Here is a 16,893-nt window from a genome sequence, read left to right on the forward strand (position 1 = left end):
GTGTGATCGTTGTTTAGAGACGTTCCGCGATGTAGGCCGAGAAGTCCATGAGACGCTCGGTGTAGCCCCACTCGTTGTCGTACCAAGACGAAATCTTCACCTGGTTGTCAATCACTCGGGTCAGCGGTGCGTCAAAGATCGACGAGTGGTGCTCGCCAATGATGTCGCGCGAAACAATTGGGTCCTCGTTGTACTTGAGGATGCCCTTGAACTCGTTTTCCGCAGCGGCCTTGAACGCGGCATTTACCGACTCAACGGTGATTTCCTTTTCGGCCACGAGGGTGAGGTCAGTGATCGAGCCGGTCTCTACCGGAACGCGCAGTGCGAAGCCATCGAGCTTGCCCTTGAGTTCTGGGAGCACCAGGCCGATTGCCTTTGCAGCACCGGTCGAGGTTGGAATGATGCTGAGCGCTGCGGCGCGAGCACGGCGAAGGTCGCGGTGCGGCGAGTCCTGCAGGTTCTGGTCAGCGGTGTATGCGTGAACCGTGGTCATCAGGCCCGACTTGATGCCGAAGTTGTCGTTGAAGACCTTGACGATCGGGGCGAGGCAGTTCGTGGTGCACGAAGCGTTCGAGATAACGTGGTCGGTCTCCGGGTTGTAGTCGGTGTGGTTGACGCCCCAAACGAAGGTCGGTGCTTCGCCCTTTGCCGGTGCCGAGAGCAGCACCTTCTTGGCGCCAGCTTCGATGTGTGCCTGAGCCTTCTTCGGGTCGTTGAACTTACCCGTGCACTCAAGCACGAGCTCGACGCCGAGGTCCTTCCAAGGCAGCTTGGCTGGGTCCATTTCCGCAAGCGCGTGGATCTTGTGGTCGTCGATCGAGATCGACGTTTCGTCGTGCGTAACCTGGTTCTGCAGCACACCCGAAGTCGAGTCGTACTTGAGCAGGTGAGCCAGGGTTGCGTTGTCGGTCAGGTCGTTGATTGCCACCAGTTCAAGGTTGGGGTGGCTGCCGTCGAGCAGTGCGCGAGCGTAGCTGCGTCCGATTCGGCCAAATCCGTTGATTGCGATCTTGGTCATGGTTGCTCCTTCAGATAGCGACTCATGTGCTTCGCGTTTTGTGTGCGGTACGCGGTCAAACCGGGAACCACGCTAGCGACTGCAAGTGACACAAATGCTCAGATTGCCGTTTAGCGATCGGCATTATCAGCAAGTCCGACTAGTCGAGCAGTTCACTCTCAGGAACGCTTGCGGCAGTGTCGGGAATTCCCTGTGACTGGGCTTCGCGGTCGGCAAGGGCAAGCAGTCGGCGGATGCGGCCGGCAACGGCGTCCTTAGTCATCGGCGGGTTTGCGCGCTGGCCAAGTTCGTCGAGGGACGCCTCGCGGTGCTGCAGGCGCAGGTCGCCAGCTTCACGAAGGTGAGCGGGTACCGAGTCGCCGAGAATCTCGAACGCTCGTTCGACTCGCGCGCAAGCCGCCACCGCAGCCTGTGCGGAACGTCGCAGGTTCGCGTCGTCGAAGTTCACGAGACGGTTCGCAGTCGCGCGCGTTTCGCGTCGCTGGCGCAGTGCTTCCCACTCGGCGAGTACCTTGCGGGCACCCATCGCGACGAGCATCTGGTTAATGGCATCCGCATCCCGGATCACCACACGGTTGACGCCACGAACTTCGCGCTGCTTGACCGAAATGCCGAGGCGACCGGCTGCTCCTACCAGCGCCATGGCCGTCTCTCGGTTGGCGCAGGCGACATCGAGTGCGGCAGAGCGGCCCGGATCCGTCAGCGTTCCGGCAGCCAAGAATGCGCCACGCCAGATCGCCGAGAGAATGTCGGCGGTTCCGAGCGTGAGCTTGTTCGGCAAGCCGCGAACGATGCGGCCGCGTGCATCCATCAGGCCCGTTTGGCGTGCAAGGGTCTCCCCCTGCTCGAGCACGCGCACGAGGTAATTGCCCTGCTCACCCGACGTCGAGCCGGTGGCCCGAGCGACCTTGGGACGCACGCCATAAATGGCTACGAGTTCGTGCGCCAGACGTGCAGCGAGCATTTCCCCCTGCACTTCGGCTTCGATCACGTACCGATTAGCAATTTTCTGCAGAGCACCGGTAAACCGCAGCATGCTGGAGATCTGCGCGGCTCGCGCCTGATTCGATCCCGGGTTAACTCCTGTGAGTTCGTGCTTCACTTTTGCAGTGAGTGACACCTAATCTCCTTCATCCAGCATTTTTCGTACCTGCCAACGTTACGCCGTGTTCGGCGATTTCGCGCATTGGCGTATCCGCAGACAACGCGGTATAACGCCCTGTCGAGCGCTACTCTCGGCCGAGGTCGCGGTGACGCACGCTCACGGTGATGTCGTCACGGCCACGAAGCTGGTTTGCGAGGTGTTCACTCATGGCAACCGAACGGTGCTTGCCACCGGTGCAGCCAATGCCGACGACGGCGTGGCGCTTATTCTCGCGTTCGTAGCCGCGAATTACCGGCTCGAGCAGCCCAACGAAGTGTTCGGTGAATTCTTCGGCACCGTCCTGCGCCAACACGTAGTCGCTCACACGCTTGTCTCGGCCGTTGAACGGACGCAATTCCATCGACCAGAACGGGTTCGGCAAGAACCGCATGTCGAGAATGATGTCGGCGTCCTGCGGGCTGCCGTATTTAAACCCAAAGCTCATGATCGTGAGCTGCAGTTTGTCTTCCGCCGGGTCTGCGAAGCGTTCCCGGATACGGTGTGCCAGCTGGTGCACATTGAGTTCTGAGGTGTCGATCAATACGTCGGCGATGCTGCGAACCTCGCGCAGGCGTTCTCGCTCCAATCGAATTGCGTCGAGCACGGTGTCACCGTCGCCCTGTTGCAGCGGATGCGGACGGCGCGAAGATTCGTATCGCCGCACGATCGCTTCTTCGGTCGCGTCTAAGAACAGCACCGTAATGTGGTGGGTTTCACGCAACTCCATGACGAAGTCATGGAAGTTCTCGAGCAGTTTGCCGCCTCGAATGTCAACTGCGACAGTCAGCTTCGGGAGCGAATCACCGGCTCGACCGGCAACTTCCATGAGCGGGCGAATCATCTGCGGCGGCAGGTTGTCGACGACATACCAGCCCAGATCCTCAAACGCTTTAATCGCGGTTGAGCGTCCGGCACCCGACATGCCGGTCACGATCGTGATCTCTTGCAGATCCGATAGCGAATCGTGGTTATTGTCCATCCGGCGCGCTCCTTGTTCGTCGTGGTACCAGGCTAGCTACTTCCGGCTGAGCTTGTGCACGATGTTTGCCGCAATATTTGGGCCGACACCAGGAACCTCGGCAATTTCCTCGGCGGTTGCCGCCCGTAGCTTAGTTACCGAGCCAAAATGCTTGAGCAATGCGTTGATACGGGCCGGGCCGAGGCCAGCGACTTCCTCGAGCTGGGTACGGATGTCACGTCGGCGCGATGCCCGCTGTGCGGTGATGGCGAATCGGTGCGCTTCGTCACGCAGGCGCTGAATCAAGAACAGGGCTTCGGATGCGCGCGGCAAGATGACCGGAAAATCATCGTCAGGCAACCAGAGTTCTTCGAGTCGTTTCGCGATACCGGCGATGGCAATCGAACCGACGCCAGATTCGTTGAGTGCTCGCTGTGCCGCCGCAACCTGCGGTTGACCACCGTCAATAAGCAGCAGTTGTGGCCGATACGCGAACTTCGTCGACTGTTCACGCGACTGTTCTTCATCGTCGCGCAGGTACGCGAGCCGCCGCATCAGGGTTTGGTAGATCGAATCGGTGTCATCCGTTGACTCCGAAATATTGAAACGTCGATAGTCCCGCTTCTTGGGCAGCCCGTCTTCGAACACAACCATGGACGCAACGATGCCGGTGCCCTGCAGGTGCGACACGTCAAAGCACTCGATGCGCAACGGTGCCTCATCAAGTTCAAGCGCCTCGCGGAGGTCGTTTAGGGCCTCGGTTCGTGCGACATAGTCGGCGGTGCGCTTGAGCTTGTACTGTTTGAGCGCCTCGAGCGCATTCCGATTCGCAGTGGCGAGCAGCTCAGCCTTTGCCCCACGTTGGGCGGTGTGTACGCGCACATTGCTGCCCCGTGCCTGCGTGAGTACCGATGCCAACGCGTCGACCTCATCCGGAATCTGCGGCACAACAATTTCGCGAGCCGGATGCTGCGCCTGCGCGCCATACACGTCTTGCAAAATCTGAGTCATCAGCGTCGCGTCATCGACTTCGAGTTCTTTGTCGAGCACCCAGCCGCGCACACCGCGAACGCGTCCGCGACGAACGGTAAATAGCTGCACCGACGCAGCAAGTTCGTCATGCGCGAGCCCGTAGACATCGGCATCGGCGTTGTCAGCAAGCACGACGGCCGATTTTTCGAGAACGGCTTCGAATGCTTGCACCCGGTCACGCAGCCGAGCTGCCTCTTCAAATTGCAGCGCTTCGGATGCGGCCAACATGTCGCGTTTGAGTTTCTCGACGATCGAGCGATCGTATGTCTCCATGAAATGCACGAACTCGTTGACGCGCTCGCGATGTTCCGCGATGCTCACCTGCTGTGAGCAGGGGCCGCCGCACTTACCGATTTGGCTGGCAAAGCACGGCTTGCCACTCTGCATCGCACGTCGATAGTTCGAGTCGTTGCATGTTCGAATCGGCATGACCTTGATCATCAGGTCGATCGTTTCGTTGACCGCCCACACTTTCGGGTACGGACCGAAGTACCGCGCGCCGCGGATCTTCGCGGTCCTGGTCACCATGACGCGAGGGGCCTCATCCGCCAGTGTCACCGCCATAAACGGATACGACTTGTCGTCTTTAAGCCGAACATTGAACGGTGGTGAATACTCCTGAATCCAGGTGTATTCGAGCTGGAGCGCTTCGATCTCATTGCGCACCACCGTCCATTGCACATCCCGCGCCGTGGTCACCAAGCGGCGGGTTCGCTCGGGCAGGGTTTCGAGCGCCACAAAGTAGTTCGCGAGTCGCGACCGCAAATTCTTCGCTTTGCCGACGTACAGGATGCGACCGTTCGCATCCAGCCACCGATACACGCCCGGTGATGTGGGGATATCGCCGGAAGCGGGCCGCCAGTCAAGGTAGGTTGCCACGGCGACTCGCTACTTGGCTGGCGTCAGCATCTGGGCCAGGAAGTAGCCCGTTGCGCATTCCGGATGCGCGGCAATCTGTTCCGGAGTACCGGTAGCGACAACTTCACCGCCACCAGATCCGCCTTCGGGGCCCATCTCAATGACCCAGTCGGCCGACTTAATGACCTCGAGGTTGTGTTCGATGACGATAACGGTATTGCCCTTGTCGACGAGTCCCTGCAGCACCATGAGGAGCTTGCGCACGTCTTCGAAATGCAGACCCGTTGTCGGTTCGTCGAGCACGTACACACTCCGACCGTTGGAGCGGCGCTGCAACTCCGTCGCGAGCTTCACACGCTGCGCTTCACCACCCGAGAGCGTCGTTGCTGACTGGCCGAGACGCACATATCCGAGGCCAACATCAACGAGTGTCTTCAAGTAGCGGTGGATGGCCGTGATCGGTTCGAAGAACTCCGCGGCCTCGGAAATGGGCATGTCCAATACTTCGGAGATGTTCTTGCCCTTGTAGTGCACCTGCAGGGTCTCGCGGTTGTATCGCTGCCCCTGGCAGGCCTCACACTTGACGTAAACGTCAGGGAGGAAGTTCATCTCGATCTTGTTCGTGCCGTCACCGCTGCATTCTTCGCAGCGGCCGCCCTTCACGTTGAATGAGAATCGGCCGGCTTGGTAGCCGCGGGCCTTCGCCTCGGCAGTTTCGGCAAAGAGATTGCGGATGCGGTCAAACACACCCGTATACGTCGCCGGGTTCGAGCGCGGGGTGCGTCCAATCGGTGCTTGGTCGACGTGAACGACCTTGTCCAGTTGGTCGACGCCAGTGACTCGAGTGTGCTTCCCGGGAACCTGCCGTGCGCCGTTGAGCTTGTTAGCCAGAACCTTTTCGAGCACATCGTTGACGAGCGAGGACTTGCCCGACCCCGAGATGCCCGAAACGACCGTGAGTAGCCCAAGCGGGAAATCAACTGTGACGTTCTTGAGGTTGTTTTCGCGCGCACCAACGACCGTGAGCTTGCGCTTCTTGTCGAACTTGCGGCGCGATGCTGGCACCTCAATTGACTTGCGCCCGCTGAGGTAGGCGCCGGTTTCGGACGCATCATTGGTGAGCAAGCTTTCGTAGCTACCGGAGTGGACGACTTCACCGCCGTACTCCCCTGCTCCCGGCCCGATGTCAACGATCCAGTCGGCGGTGCGGATCGTATCTTCGTCGTGCTCCACCACGATGAGCGTGTTGCCCAGGTCTCGTAGGCGCTCGAGTGTGCCGATCAGTCGCTGGTTGTCACGCTGGTGAAGACCGATCGACGGTTCGTCAAGCACGTACAGCACGCCGGTAAGGCCGGCACCGATCTGCGTTGCCAAGCGGATGCGTTGGGCTTCGCCGCCAGAGAGCGTTCCGGCTGCGCGTGCGAGGTCTAGGTAAGTGAGCCCGACCTGCGTGAGGAATTCCAAGCGCGCGCGGAGCTCACGCAGAACCTGTGCACCGACCTTGGCTTCGCGGGGCGTGAGCTCAATGTTGTTGAAGAATTCGAGCGATTTGTCGAGCGGCATGAATGTGACGTCGGCAATGGATTTGCCGGCAACTTTGACTGCCAGGACCTCTGGGCGCAGGCGCGCTCCATTACAACTGGGGCAGGGAATCTCGCGCAGGAATTGCTGCATCCGGTCGCGCTTTGCGTCGGAATCTGCCTCAGCGTATTGCCGCTCAATGCTCGGTACGACGCCCTCGAACCCGGAGGAATACGAGATGTTGCGACCGTAGCGGTTTCGGTACTTGACCTTGACCTTGAAATCCTTGCCGTACAACACGTACTGCTGCACGTCCGCCGGCAGCTTGCGCCAAGGCGTATCGAGCGAGAATCCCAATTGCTCAGCGAGCGCGCCGAGGAGCCGCTCGTAGTAGTTGTACAGCGACTTGCCCTGCGACGACCACGGAATGATCGCACCCTCTGCAATGGATGCATCCGGGTCACCGATCATGAGTTCTTCGTCAACTGCCATGCGGTTACCAAGCCCGTCACAGGTTTGGCAGGCACCGAATGGGGCATTGAACGAGAACGTACGCGGTTCGATCTCGGCGAGAGCAATCGGGTGATTGTTCGGGCACGAGAGCTTTTCAGAGAACGAGTCAAACCGGTCGTCACCGTCATTGTCGACGTACTCAACCGTTACGCGGCCATCCGCGATGCGCAGTGTCGTTTCGAGGGAGTCGGTGAGTCGACCAAGCAAATCGTCAGCAGCCACGAGCCGATCGACGATCACCGAGATGTCGTGTTTGTACGACTTCTTGAGTTTCGGCGGGTTGCTCAGCTGAATGCGTTCGCCGTCGACGATGGCGCGTGAGAACCCCTGCTGCTGCAGCGATGAGAACAGATCGACGAATTCGCCCTTTTTCTGCTGTACAACCGGAGCCAGCAATTGGTACCGCGTGCCTGCGGGGAGCTCCATAAGGCGATCGGCAATTTGCTGCACCGTCGACGACGCAATCACTTCGCCGCACTCGGGGCAGTGCGCCGTACCCACGCGTGCCCAAAGCAATCGCATGTAGTCGTAAATCTCGGTAATGGTGCCGACAGTCGAACGCGGGTTGCGGTTGGTCGACTTCTGGTCGATGGATACCGCTGGGCTAAGCCCCTCGATAACGTCAACATCAGGACGATCAACCTGGCCAAGGAACATGCGCGCATACGCGGAGAGCGACTCGACATAGCGCCGCTGACCTTCAGCAAAGATCGTGTCAAAGGCGAGCGATGACTTGCCGGATCCCGACAGTCCCGTAAACACGACGAGCTTGTCGCGTGGAATAACGAGATCCACGTTCTTGAGGTTGTGCACGCGCGCGTGCTGGACGCGAAGGGTCGCGTTAGTGTCAGGAGTTTCGCATACGGTCACGAATCAAGACTACGCGCACCCGCCGACAATGCTGAGTGTGAGCTAGCGAGCTGGGTTGCGCTCGGGAATCGTCTCGTCGGTGTTGTCTTCGTTGGCGGCTGCAAGCTGACCGCAGGCACCGTCGATTTCCTTGCCTCGCGTGTCGCGCAGCGTGGTTGGGATGCCCTTGTCACGCAGGCGGTTCACAAACTCGTGCATGACGGCCGGTTCTGAGGACGTCCAAATCGAACCCGGAGTCGGGTTCAGCGGAATTGGATTGACGTGCACCCAACCGCGACCGCGTTCATTGAGTTTGTCGGCGAGCAGATCGGCTCGCCAGCCGTGATCATTCATGTCCTTGATGAGGGCATACTCGATCGAGACGCGTCGACCCGTCTTGTCGAAGTACTCGCGCGCCGCATCCAACGCCTCATCGACCTTCCACCGACTATTGACGGGAATGAGGTCGTCGCGCAGTTCATCATCGGGTGCGTGCAACGACAGCGCGAACGTCACCGGCAAGTCTTCGTCGGCAAGCTTCTTGATCGCTGGCACGAGTCCAACGGTTGAAACGGTAATGCCACGGGCCGACATACCAAGACCCTCAGGCGCGGGATCAACCATGCGGTGCACCGCATCCATCACCCGCTTGTAGTTTGCGAGCGGCTCCCCCATCCCCATGAACACAATGTTGTGCACGCGTTCGGGAGTACCGTCGCCTTTGCCGCCGCCGAGCTCTCCAGCCGCGATCACCCGGTTCGCCTGTACGACCTGATCGAGGATCTCGGCCGTCGACAGGTTACGGGTCAAACCGTTCTGACCGGTGGCGCAGAACGGACAGTTCATGCCGCAACCAGCCTGCGATGACACACAGAGCGTGATTCGACCGGGATAGCGCATCAGTACGGACTCAACGAGCACGCCGTCGAAACACTTCCACAAGAACTTGATCGTGTCGCCACGGTCGGTCTTGAGCCGGTTAACCTCGGTCAGCAGCGGTGGCATGAGTGCCTCGGCCAGTGCATGGCGGGATGCGGCCGGCAAGTCGGTCATGTCGTCCGGGTTGGTCGTGTAGTGCTCAAAATAGTGCGTCGACAGCTGCTTTGCACGAAACCCCTGGTGCCCGAGTTCTTTGAGCACTTCCTGACGCTCGGCCAGGTTCATGTCGGCAAGGTGACGGGGTGGTTTTACGACGCGACGCTTTTGCGCAAATTGCAATACCGGACGCCCGTCGGGGCCCATGGGTTGTACCCAACCTTCTGCGGTGGGTTTTACCTGAGGGCGCGATGCGCTCGGCTTCTCGTCGCGAAGGCGACCGCCAATATTGGTGGCGCGTCGCGAAGAACCGGCAGCAGAACGGGGCGGGGTGTTTGAATGCATCCCTGCCAGTATGGCCTACTTTGCCAGGGGAATGGCCACTCGCGTGCCGTGCTCAACACTTTCGTCGATAACCAGATACCCGTCAAGGACGCTGGTATCCATTTCGGTAACCCCATCTAGCTCAGCCAACGTTCCCTGCGTGGCCGACCACAATACGGCGTCCGCCCCTGTCGGTTGGTATACAAAGGTGTTTCCACTCGCAGTTACCGCGATCGGTACCGAGGACGTCATGCCCTTGCCGAACGCAGCTCCGGTCTGTGTAAGCGTCCATTCGCCGTCGTTGGAATGCGCGACGACTTTTCCGTCACCGTCGAGTACAAACGAATACCCTTCGCTAAATCCCTGCCCGAGTTCGTTCAGCGGCACCGTCGCTCCATCAAAATCATCGGGGAATGCCAAACGCGATGCTTTCCCCTCAAGGTGTACGGGCTTGCCATCAAAACGTTGACCCGGGCCATCGGGGTACTGGTAGAAGCCGTCGCTCGCCCACAAGACGTTGTTTATGGGGTCTGGTACGTTCACATTGAGGACTGCAATGCCATTGTGCGTATCGAATGCCATCGCCGACCACTCGGTTGTGCACGCTGCGTACTTCTTCACCATCAGGCACCTCGAGCTGTTGCCGATGCTTTCCTTCCACAGCACCTTGTTGTCCTTGATCGCGGCAACGTAGCTTCCCCCGGTGAAACCAATCGTGGCGATAATCGTGCCGCGTTTGATCCCAATACCCCGCACCATGTTGAGCGAAGGAACGTCGGGCAACTCGTACGGCGTGAGTTCGCCACTTTCGATGTCAAGCGTGGCAAATTCAGCGAATTCGGTCATGTTTCGATGCAGAAACACTTTGCCATCGACCAGTCCGGTGCCGGAAGCGCAGGAAACACCCTTGAACGATGCTGTTTCTTCGTTGGTGCGGATGTTGATGAGTTTGACCTCGCCACCGTCGGTGGCCGCGCCAACATTGAATCCAACAACGGCGGTGTCGTCCTGTATGGCACAAACGCTCGCGGGCACGCTACCGTCCTTCGGCACTTCCCACATTTCCGGCTCGATGCCGTTGTCGTAATCATCGATCAGCCAGGTGCCGTCGGCGGCCGTGACCGAGAACTTCAGTGCTTTGATCTCCTCGCTGCGGTCAGGGTTGAGCATTCCCACGACCATTTGGCAGCCCGACAATAGGACTGCCGAAATTCCTGCACTAATTGCAGCCAGCATTCGTCGATTTCGCGACACCATCAGCACGACCCTTTCGCACGCTCGAAAACTGGTCGTTATGGCAGCGATTCAGCGTCCGCGCGACCGAATTTCATCAATAATGTTCACTGTATTGCGGTGCCGACATGCTTGCACTCAACCTGGGGTTGTATCTTGCCTGCTGCTGGTATTTCATCAGTTACGCGTGGCCGGCCCGCTCCATATTGCGCAGTTCTTTCTTGAGGTCCGAAAGCTCGTCTCGAAGTCGCGCTGCGAGCTCAAACTTGAGCTCAGCCGCGGCCGCAAGCATCTGCGAATTCAGGTCGGCAATCATGGTTTCGAGTTGCTCAGCACCAGCCGCCGCAATGCCCTCGCGCCGCAGCTGGGGTGTCGCCTGTCGGCGTTCATCCCCACGCCCACCAAGTAGTTCTTCGGTGTCTTTGCCCTCGCGCACGAGCATTGCCGTAATGTCGTTGATTTTCTTGCGCAGCGGCTGCGGGTCAATTCCGTGTTCGGTGTTGTACGCGATCTGCTTTTCTCGACGACGTTCGGTTTCCTCGATCGCGAAATTCATCGCATCCGTCATCTTGTCGGCATACATGTGCACTTCGCCCGACACGTTTCGAGCGGCACGACCAATGGTCTGGATGAGGGAGGTCGCCGAACGCAGGAATCCTTCTTTATCGGCATCCAAAATTGCCACCAGCGAGACTTCTGGCAGGTCGAGACCTTCACGCAGCAGGTTGATACCCACCAGCACGTCATACTCGCCAGCACGCAGTTCGCTGAGCAATTCGACGCGACGCAAGGTATCCACATCCGAGTGCAGGTATCGCACTCGCACACCGTTCTCACCCAAGAAGTCGGTCAGATCTTCGGCCATGCGCTTCGTGAGAGTCGTGACCAGGATGCGTTCATCGCGTTCCACGCGCTCGCGCACGCTTTCGAGCAGGTCGTCGATCTGCCCGGCAGTTGGCTTCACCACGATCTTCGGATCGATAAGGCCCGTTGGGCGAATGATCTGCTCGACCACGCCATCGGCGCGAGCCATCTCGTACTTGCCCGGGGTTGCCGAAAGAAACACCGTCTGTCCGATGCGTTCGGCAAACTCGTCCCAGCGAAGCGGCCGGTTATCGAGCGCGCTCGGCAGCCGGAATCCGTGTTCGACGAGCGTGCGCTTTCGCGACGCATCGCCCTCGTACATCGCGCCGATCTGCGGCACCGTCACGTGGGACTCGTCAATGATGAGCAAGAAGTCGTCGGGGAAATAGTCGAGCAAGCAGTGCGGTGGCTCCCCCGGTTGACGACCGTCAATGTGCATCGAATAGTTCTCGATACCCGAGGTGAAGCCGATCTGCTCCATCATTTCGAGGTCGAACGAGGTGCGCATCTCAAGTCGCTGCGCTTCGAGCAGCTTGTTCTGGGCGCGCAGCTCGTCAAGCCGTTCCTTGAGCTCAGTGCGAATTCCGTCCATCGCCCGGTGCATCACATCGGTGCTAGCGACATAGTGGGATGCGGGAAACACGCTGACCGATTCGGTTTCGCGTACGACGTCGCCAGTGAGCGGATTGAGCATCGAGATGGCATCAACTTCGTCACCAAAAAATTCGATGCGCACCGCGAGTTCCTCGTAGACGGGAATGATCTCGACGGTGTCGCCGCGAACGCGGAACGTACCGCGCTGAAAGGCCACGTCGTTGCGCGTGTACTGCATGGCCACGAATCGGCGGATCAGGTCTTCGCGGGAAATCACATCGCCGACGTGCAGCGCGACCATCGACTCGTAGTATTCCTCGGGCTTACCGAGACCGTAGATGCACGAGACGGTCGAGACCACGACGACATCGCGTCGCGAGAGCAGCGAGTTCGTGGTCGAGTGTCGCAGTCGTTCAACTTCTTCGTTGATTGACGAGTCTTTCTCGATGAAGGTGTCGGTCTGCGGCACATACGCTTCGGGCTGGTAGTAGTCGTAGTACGACACGAAGTACTCGACCGCATTGTGCGGCAGGAGCTGACGAAACTCGTTCGCAAGCTGAGCTGCCAGCGTCTTGTTGTGCGCCATGATCAGTGTCGGCCGTTGCACCTGTTCGATTAGCCACGCTGCCGTCGCCGACTTACCGGTACCCGTGGCACCGAGCAAGACGATGTTCGTCTCCCCCGCATTGATGCGTTTTGCGAGCTCAGCGATCGCTGCCGGCTGATCACCGGCGGGTTCGTAGTCGCTCACAACCTCGAAGGGGCGCACGGCACGTGTTGGTTCCATAACCCTTAACGGTACGCGCTCGCACTGGGCAGATACGCAACGGCCCGCATCCGAAGTGCCGCACTGATGCTGGCAGTCTCGGTGTACGTCACAAGTGCGAACCACGCTGGGACCGTGACGCGTCTAGACTCTGAGGCATGTCGCATCCGGATTCGATTCACACCACCTATGGTGTGCTCACCGGCGATAGCGAACACGAACTCGTCGTGAAGCGATCGCGGTTCATCTGCTACCTGCGTCGCGTCGAATCTGTGGAAGAAGCCCGAGACGCCACCGAGCTCGTCAAGCTCGAGCATCGGATGGCCCGCCACCACTGCACGGCACACGTCATCGGCCCCGACCGTAACGAGCGGCGTTCAAATGACGACGGCGAACCATCTGGCACCGCGGGCATGCCAATGCTCGATGCACTAACTCGGTTTCGCCGCCCCGGTACTGACGTTGCCGACTGTTCTGACATCGTCGCCATCGTCGTGCGCTACTTCGGTGGCGTCCTGTTGGGTGCCGGTGGTTTGGTGCATGCCTATTCGGATGCGGTGAGTCAGGCACTCGAGCAAGCTACGTTTCGCTCGCGCCAGCGGATGCGGCACTTTATCTTGGATGCCCCGCACACGGATGCCGGCAGGTGGGAAAACGAGCTGCGCGCCGGAGGGATCACCGTGCTCGGAACGGACTACGAGTCGCGAGGTGCCCGCATCCGCCTTGCTATTGCTGATGAACCAGAAACGAGCACCGCGCTCGAACAACGCATTGCGTCGCTCACAGCGGGTGCTCGTGTTCTTGAGGATGCGGGCGTCAACTGGGTTGGCTAGCGGCTTCGGTCGCTTCCTGCAGCGATGCGGGACCCCCTAATCAACAGTCGATCTAGGGCTCGACGATGCGCTCTTCTTCGGGTGTGCGCACGGGCAGTTCGTCGTAGTGCACATCGTCGGCGGCGGCATAGCCGGTTTCGCGCAGACGTGCGAACAGTTCGTCGATCAACGTGACGGTGTCGCCCAGCGGCTGCGTGGTGTCGATGACCACATCGGCGATCATGCGGCGCTCTTCGTCGCTCACCTGTGCGTCGATGCGCGCCTGCGCCTCCTCACGGGTCATGTCGCGATCCTCGATGAGCCGCTGTAGGCGCTCTGCTGCAGGGGCGTCGGCGACCCAGATCTCGTCGTAGTCGTAGTTCGAGCGGTTCTCGGCCAGCAGCGGAATGTCGTGGACGAAGATCGCATCGGGGTCATCGGCGCGTACGGATTCGATGCGCTCATTGGTGACGCGGCGAATGACCGGGTGTGTGATGTCGTTCAATGCCCGCAGCCCATCGTCGTCGTTGAACACGATCTCTGCGAGTCCCTTGCGGTCAAGTTCACCATCGGCGTTGACGATGTCGTCACCGAAGCGTTCCTGAATCTCCAGCAGCACTGGGCTACCCGGCTTCGTGATCTCACGCGCAATCTCATCGGCATCGATGACGACGGCTCCAAGTTCGCGGAGTCGATTCGCGATAGTGGTCTTACCGGAGGCAATCCCGCCGGTGAGGGCGATCGTAGTCATGTCGCAACCTCCTTGATTCGCAACGGCTTGTACTCTCGAGGTTACTACTGACACCTGAAGGGAACCCCGTGTTCGAATTGCTCACCGGAACCGGTCTGGCCGCTGCTGCCGGACTCGGCGCCTTTGCCCCGTTGCTCGCGCTTGGCGGGCTCGATCGCTTCACTGATGTGGTGACGCTGCCATCGGGATGGGAATGGCTCAGCAGCGATATTGCGCTGATCATTATTGCGGTGCTCACCCTGGTTGATGTGGTTGCCGACAAGATTCCGGCCGTGGACTCGATCAATGACGTCATCCAGACCGTCGTTCGCCCGACTTCGGGTGGCATGGTGTTCGGCGCCGGATCGGCTGCGAGCACCGTCGCGGTGCAGAACCCTAACGAATTCTTCAGTGCCCAAGCGTGGCTGCCGATCGTCGCTGGTGCCATCATTGCGCTGGTCACGCACCTCACCAAGAGCACGACGCGTCTGGCTTCACACGCGGTATCGGCCGGCGTTGCCGCGCCCGTATTGAGCACCGGCGAGGATGCGGTGAGCATCAGTTTGATTGCCGCGGCGATTCTCGCGCCCATCGCGGTCATCATCGTGCTGGGCGTATTGATCTACTTCGCGGTCTCGCTCGGACGCTGGTTCGCCAGCCGACGCGCCAAGGAACGCGCGCGGCAGGCACTTGCCGACGCGGCCTAACGACGGCCGCACTGCTGGACATCATCCCGCGGGGGTCGAAACCAATTGCGTTTCGGACCCCGCGTTGTCGTTAATCAATCTGCCGCCGAACCTGCTGGGCCTGCCGGCCGGCGTCGTTGCCGCAGCACCTCGTTAAACGCCTACTTGAGCTATCGAACCCCGTGCCCCGGCTCATCAAAACCTGTGTTTGCAGGTGAGTTTTCCGACTCGCTCAGCAATGTGATGAGTCGCGGCAGGACAAACATCGCCATTCTTGGTTTTACGGAAACACGAAGCGGGCGGATCCACCAGTGGTGAACCCGCCCGCTTACGTAGCTGAGTGAACTAGAACCTAGTTACCAGCGAGCTTCTCGCGGAGAGCTGCGAGCGACTCGTCGTCAGCGAGGGTGCCGAAGCTGTCGTCCGACTCGCTCGAGAACGACGATGCGCCAGCGTCCTGCGCTGCTGCCGGAGCTTCTGCCTCGGCAGCGAGAGCGGCACGTACCTGCTCCTTGTGAGCTTCCCAACGGGTCTGAGCCTGGGCGTATTCCTGCTCCCAAGCCTCGCGCTGGGTTTCGAAGCCTTCCATCCACTCGTTGGTGTCTGGGTTGAAGCCTTCTGGGTACTTGTAGTTGCCCTGCTCGTCGTACTCGGCGAGCATGCCGTAGGTGGCTGGGTCGAACTCGGTGCCCTCTGGGTCAACACCTTCGTTTGCCTGCTTGAGCGACAGCGAGATGCGACGACGCTCGAGGTCGATGTCGATGATCTTGACGAACAGCTCGGTGCCAACGGCAACAACCTGGTCGGCAGTCTCGATGTGCTGGTGCGAGAGTTCCGAGATGTGTACGAGGCCCTCGATGCCGTCGGCAACGCGGAGGAATGCACCGAACGGAACGAGCTTGGTGACCTTGCCCAGAACGATCTGGCCGATGGCGTGGGTACGTGCGAGTACCTGCCATGGGTCTTCCTGGGTGGCCTTCAGCGAGAGCGATACGCGCTCGCGGTCCATGTCAACCTCGAGTACCTCAACGGTAACTTCCTGGCCAACTTCAACGACCTCGGATGCGTGGTCGATGTGCTTCCAGCTGAGTTCCGAAACGTGGACGAGGCCGTCAACGCCGCCGAGGTCGACGAACGCACCGAAGTTAACGATCGACGAAACGACACCCTTGCGAACCTGGCCCTTCTGGAGCTCGTTGAGGAAGTTCGCGCGAGTCTCGGACTGGGTCTGCTCGAGGAGAGCGCGACGCGAGAGCACAACGTTGTTGCGGTTCTTGTCAAGTTCGAGGATCTTCGCTTCGATTTCCTGACCCAGGTACGGGGTGAGGTCACGAACGCGACGGAGCTCGATGAGCGAAGCAGGAAGGAAGCCGCGCAGACCGATGTCCACGATGAGGCCACCCTTGACGACCTCGATGACGGTACCGGTAACGACGCCGTCTTCTTCCTTGATCTTCTCGACATCGCCCCAAGCACGCTCGTACTGTGCGCGCTTCTTCGAAAGCAGCAGGCGGCCTTCCTTGTCTTCCTTCTGGATAACAAGTGCCTCAACTGCATCGCCGATCTCGACTACTTCGTTGGGGTCGACATCGTGCTTGATGGAGAGTTCGCGCGAAGGGATGACACCTTCGGTCTTGTAACCAACGTCGAGCAGGACCTCGTCGCGGTCAATTCGAACGACGGTACCGGTGATGAGGTCACCGTCGTTGAAGTACTTCATAGTCTCTTCGACCGCGGCGAGGAAGTCCTCAGCAGTGCCGATGTCGTTAACGGCAATCTGCGATTTAGCCGATTCGGTCGTCGTGTTTGTCATGTAGGTCGTGCTCCAGTTGGATAGGGGTTGTCGGCCTGCACAGAACGCCAAGCGAGGCGCATGGCGCGGTTATCGTGCAGGGATAACGGATATGGATGCATAAAAATGCTCCATCAGTCTAGCCCCAATTTGACTTCGTCGGC

At 59.7% G+C, this 16,893-nt stretch carries 12 protein-coding genes; 2 read left to right on the forward strand and 10 right to left on the reverse strand.

Annotation, left to right across the window (positions count from 1 at the left end; translation table 11 throughout):
• Nucleotides 1-13: 13 nt before the first annotated feature.
• The 8 genes from gap to uvrB form a co-directional block, all read right to left on the reverse strand.
• Nucleotides 14-1,018 (reverse strand): type I glyceraldehyde-3-phosphate dehydrogenase, encoded by a 1,005-nt coding sequence (gap, locus tag ZBI01S_RS01115; RefSeq protein ID WP_066055065.1) that lies wholly within the window; start codon nt 1,016-1,018, stop codon nt 14-16.
• 139 nt (nt 1,019-1,157) lie between these two features.
• On the reverse strand, nt 1,158-2,138 hold the full coding sequence (gene whiA, locus ZBI01S_RS01120) for a DNA-binding protein WhiA (protein ID WP_066055068.1): 981 nt from the start codon (nt 2,136-2,138) through the stop codon (nt 1,158-1,160).
• 109 nt (nt 2,139-2,247) lie between these two features.
• Nucleotides 2,248-3,141 (reverse strand): RNase adapter RapZ, encoded by an 894-nt coding sequence (gene rapZ, locus ZBI01S_RS01125; RefSeq protein WP_066055072.1) that lies wholly within the window; start codon nt 3,139-3,141, stop codon nt 2,248-2,250.
• A gap of 36 nt (nt 3,142-3,177) precedes the next feature.
• The gene (gene uvrC / locus ZBI01S_RS01130; RefSeq protein ID WP_066055074.1) at nt 3,178-5,031 is read right to left on the reverse strand and encodes an excinuclease ABC subunit UvrC; all 1,854 of its coding nucleotides are present in this window, start codon (nt 5,029-5,031) and stop codon (nt 3,178-3,180) included.
• Between the two features lie 9 nt (nt 5,032-5,040).
• Nucleotides 5,041-7,914 (reverse strand): excinuclease ABC subunit UvrA, encoded by a 2,874-nt coding sequence (uvrA, locus tag ZBI01S_RS01135; RefSeq protein ID WP_066055077.1) that lies wholly within the window; start codon nt 7,912-7,914, stop codon nt 5,041-5,043.
• 42 nt (nt 7,915-7,956) lie between these two features.
• Nucleotides 7,957-9,273, reverse strand: a complete 1,317-nt coding sequence (rlmN, locus tag ZBI01S_RS01140) for a dual-specificity RNA methyltransferase RlmN (RefSeq protein WP_083524386.1) — start codon at nt 9,271-9,273, stop codon at nt 7,957-7,959.
• A gap of 15 nt (nt 9,274-9,288) precedes the next feature.
• Nucleotides 9,289-10,422 (reverse strand): hypothetical protein, encoded by a 1,134-nt coding sequence (locus ZBI01S_RS01145; protein WP_159421332.1) that lies wholly within the window; start codon nt 10,420-10,422, stop codon nt 9,289-9,291.
• A gap of 244 nt (nt 10,423-10,666) precedes the next feature.
• Nucleotides 10,667-12,730, reverse strand: a complete 2,064-nt coding sequence (uvrB, locus tag ZBI01S_RS01150; RefSeq protein ID WP_066055083.1) for an excinuclease ABC subunit UvrB — start codon at nt 12,728-12,730, stop codon at nt 10,667-10,669.
• Between the two features lie 137 nt (nt 12,731-12,867).
• On the opposite strand from uvrB, the gene ZBI01S_RS01155 reads away from it, so the two are divergent.
• The gene (locus ZBI01S_RS01155; protein ID WP_066055086.1) at nt 12,868-13,542 is read left to right on the forward strand and encodes an IMPACT family protein; all 675 of its coding nucleotides are present in this window, start codon (nt 12,868-12,870) and stop codon (nt 13,540-13,542) included.
• 52 nt (nt 13,543-13,594) lie between these two features.
• On the opposite strand, the gene coaE is transcribed toward ZBI01S_RS01155, so the two are convergent.
• Nucleotides 13,595-14,272 carry a dephospho-CoA kinase gene (gene coaE / locus ZBI01S_RS01160; RefSeq protein ID WP_083524387.1) on the reverse strand — a complete coding sequence of 226 codons (678 nt, stop codon included), beginning with the start codon at nt 14,270-14,272 and terminating at the stop codon, nt 13,595-13,597.
• 68 nt (nt 14,273-14,340) lie between these two features.
• Between coaE and ZBI01S_RS01165 the strand changes: the two genes are divergently transcribed.
• Nucleotides 14,341-14,958 (forward strand): DUF4126 domain-containing protein, encoded by a 618-nt coding sequence (locus ZBI01S_RS01165; RefSeq protein WP_066055089.1) that lies wholly within the window; start codon nt 14,341-14,343, stop codon nt 14,956-14,958.
• Nucleotides 14,959-15,289: 331 nt separating this feature from the next.
• Here ZBI01S_RS01165 and rpsA read toward each other — a convergent pair whose 3' ends face one another.
• Complete coding sequence (gene rpsA, locus ZBI01S_RS01170; RefSeq protein WP_066055093.1) at nt 15,290-16,750, reverse strand: 30S ribosomal protein S1; 1,461 nt, start codon at nt 16,748-16,750, stop codon at nt 15,290-15,292.
• Nucleotides 16,751-16,893: the final 143 nt, after the last annotated feature.

The organism is [Zimmermannella] bifida NBRC 103089, from assembly GCF_001570925.1.
GTDB lineage: Bacteria > Actinomycetota > Actinomycetes > Actinomycetales > Microbacteriaceae > Gulosibacter > Gulosibacter bifidus.

Bases quoted from the DNA above. Each gene is read 5' to 3' on its own strand.
- rapZ (WP_066055072.1), bottom strand. From the start codon at position 3,141: ATGGACAATAACCACGATTCGCTATCGGATCTGCAAGAGATCACGATC.
- coaE (WP_083524387.1), bottom strand. From the start codon at position 14,272: ATGACTACGATCGCCCTCACCGGCGGGATTGCCTCCGGTAAGACCACT.
- rpsA (WP_066055093.1), bottom strand. From the start codon at position 16,750: ATGACAAACACGACGACCGAATCGGCTAAATCGCAGATTGCCGTTAAC.
- ZBI01S_RS01145 (WP_159421332.1), bottom strand. From the start codon at position 10,422: ATGCTCAACCCTGACCGCAGCGAGGAGATCAAAGCACTGAAGTTCTCG.
- uvrB (WP_066055083.1), bottom strand. From the start codon at position 12,730: ATGGAACCAACACGTGCCGTGCGCCCCTTCGAGGTTGTGAGCGACTAC.
- gap (WP_066055065.1), bottom strand. From the start codon at position 1,018: ATGACCAAGATCGCAATCAACGGATTTGGCCGAATCGGACGCAGCTAC.
- ZBI01S_RS01155 (WP_066055086.1), top strand. From the start codon at position 12,868: ATGTCGCATCCGGATTCGATTCACACCACCTATGGTGTGCTCACCGGC.
- rlmN (WP_083524386.1), bottom strand. From the start codon at position 9,273: ATGCATTCAAACACCCCGCCCCGTTCTGCTGCCGGTTCTTCGCGACGC.